We start from the raw sequence: 2,207 nt of genomic DNA, 5'->3' as shown, positions 1-2,207 counted from the left end.
GTTGTAGGCTGGGCCGTTTTGCGGCTTTGCAACGATGAAGCCGCACATCGAACCAATATTGACGATGTTGCCCGAACCGCGCTCGGCCATCGCCGCGCCGAAGGTCCTGCAGCAATAAAACGCGCCGTCGAGATTAACTGAGATCACCAACCGCCAGTCGTCATCACTTATATCTTTTGTCGGCAGGTCGCATCCGACCCCGGCATTGTTAACGAGAATATCCGGGCAAGGGCCGATCGCTGCGGCTAGGTCGCGCACTGACCGCGGATCGGCGACGTCGCAGCGGAATGCACGGACCTCGGCACCTACTCCGGCTGCGGCCTTCCTGGTAGCGTCGAGGTCGAGATCGGCCAGCATGAGCGAGGCGCCGGCCATCCTTAGCGTCCGCGCAATTTCCAGACCGATGCCTCGCGCGCCGCCGGTGACTAGCGCCGAACGGCCGGCAAGGTCAAAACGCTTCATGAGATCGGGATGCATCATTGGCCTTGCTCCTCTCGGTTGCCATCTTGAATTCGTTGGTGGATGCTTGGCTGAGACCCAGCTACTTCCCTCGGGTTAGGCTGAGCACAGAAGGGGCGTTTTGGGCTTACCAGGGAAAGTAACACCAGTTCTGGCTCGCTAAATCTTTCGCTAAAACTTGCTCGCAATGGATGGCGACGCTCGCCATTCAGGCCGGCCCCCGCTGCAGCCACGCTTTGCCTTCTTCCTCGAGTTCTTCAAAACCCAGGAAAGATAAGCCAGTCGGCACAAGACGTGACTGTCCCATGATCACCTGCATATCTAGCGATCCCTGCTTCCAGTGGGCGACACCTCTTTCATGCCTCCTCCTAAGTCCGTGCCGCAGCGCGTTTGCGAATTGCCCTGCATGTGTCGTGCCAAACAACAAACCATTGCTGAACAATGCATCACTCTAATAGCGCTGTGTCTTATGTTCCGACATCGTCGAAGATCCGACAAAGAGTGCAACCCTAAGCGCCTGATCGGTCTCCTCTGGATGCGGCGATGAGCTGTTGAACGAGAGCCTGTTCTTCGGCCTCGACAACGCCCGCATCTCCATCGCCGAATGGCGGGGGGACTACAATCCCTGCTTCATAACACCCATCGGTCTATATCGTTGAAGTAAACAGATTTTGCTTGTGAGGATGCGATCCTGCGGGGGTATTTCGGGTTCCGTCGCGCGCTGAACAATGTGCTGGGCTTGCGGCTTTCGCAGCTCTGATCGGCTAAATATTCACGCAACCATCCGGCAGGGGATGAATGCCTTTGTTCTCGCCGGCTTCGACGGCGAGCCTGAGGTCTTCGGTGCGAAGGAGGCGCGCCGCCTTGTTCAGATTAAGCCACGGTTCATTCCCGTCCGGTGCGGGCCGGAAGACCGGAATCCTATGATGTGCCCTGTGTGCGGTGACCCGCTCCCGCGTCCAACGATTGCCATCCCCCAGTCACCAAGCCGTTCCGGTTGAGAATACCGGCAATCAGATCATCGCTGGCAATCAGCACCAGTTGTCGGATGGCGGTGATGATGTCGCCGGAAGTGCTGTTGCGCTGTCCCCGCCGAGCCTTCGGCAGGCGCCGGTCGGTATGGCGCCGCCAATCCAATGATCAAACAGGACGAACTCGGAGGCTTCACCATCGATATCGGCGACCACCTCTTGGATCACGGTGCGCACGCTGCGCCTTTTTGAGCCTGGCATCCGTCGTTGGTGCAGACCAGACGCTGCGAAGGTCTGTAGCCAGCGCCGTTGTTTCATTTGCCCAGCACAGGTGATGGCCTTGGCGTCCTGACATCATGCGGGGCAATCCTGCTTTCGATCTCGCCAACATGCGAGAGGGCATGGTTCCATCGCATCTCCAGCTCTGCAGAGACCAGCCGATCCGCGTCATCATATTGCCGGAGAGCCCGGTAGGCGGCGTTCGGGCGACCTCCAGATCGCCGACTGAGGGTATCCCGAACCTGGTCGCGGCGGGCTGCTGCCTGTGCCTCGGCCCGCTCGCGGCAGCGATCGCGCCGGGCTCGACCAGACGCAGGAATGCTTCCTCATCGCATCATCGTCCGCCGAAGGCGATGCAGCGCGGCTCGCCATTGTCGAGCAGGCTTCTCCAGCAAGAATAGCGCGGAATGTTGTGCTTGGCGCCCATGTATCGCCCCGTAAGCTTGTCAACGGCTGAGCCCGGAGAGCAGCGCATCTCCATGCTTCGGCGCCCCATGC

Annotated in this window: 2 protein-coding genes and 1 pseudogene; 1 reads left to right on the top strand and 2 read right to left on the bottom strand. The window is 59.6% G+C overall.

Features of this window, described 5'->3' with window-relative positions; translation table 11 throughout:
- On the bottom strand, nucleotides 1–480 hold a 480-nt coding region (locus EOA86_RS31685; protein WP_128345202.1), incomplete at its 3' end, for an SDR family NAD(P)-dependent oxidoreductase.
- A 521-nt stretch (nucleotides 481–1,001) separates the two neighbouring features.
- Between EOA86_RS31685 and EOA86_RS41590 the strand changes: the two are divergent.
- Nucleotides 1,002–1,082 (top strand): annotated as a pseudogene (locus EOA86_RS41590) (integrase core domain-containing protein); the annotation flags it as partial.
- Nucleotides 1,083–1,490: 408 nt separating this feature from the next.
- Here EOA86_RS41590 and EOA86_RS39695 read toward each other — a convergent pair.
- Nucleotides 1,491–1,667: a hypothetical protein gene (locus tag EOA86_RS39695; protein ID WP_206630193.1), complete on the bottom strand. Its 177-nt coding sequence runs from the start codon at nucleotides 1,665–1,667 to the stop codon at nucleotides 1,491–1,493.
- Nucleotides 1,668–2,207: the final 540 nt, after the last annotated feature.

It is taken from the genome of Mesorhizobium sp. M5C.F.Ca.IN.020.32.2.1 (assembly GCF_004023105.1).
Lineage (GTDB): Bacteria > Pseudomonadota > Alphaproteobacteria > Rhizobiales > Rhizobiaceae > Mesorhizobium > Mesorhizobium wenxiniae.
Note: the sequence above shows the minus strand (reverse complement) of the source record. Positions and strands in the feature narration are given on the sequence as shown.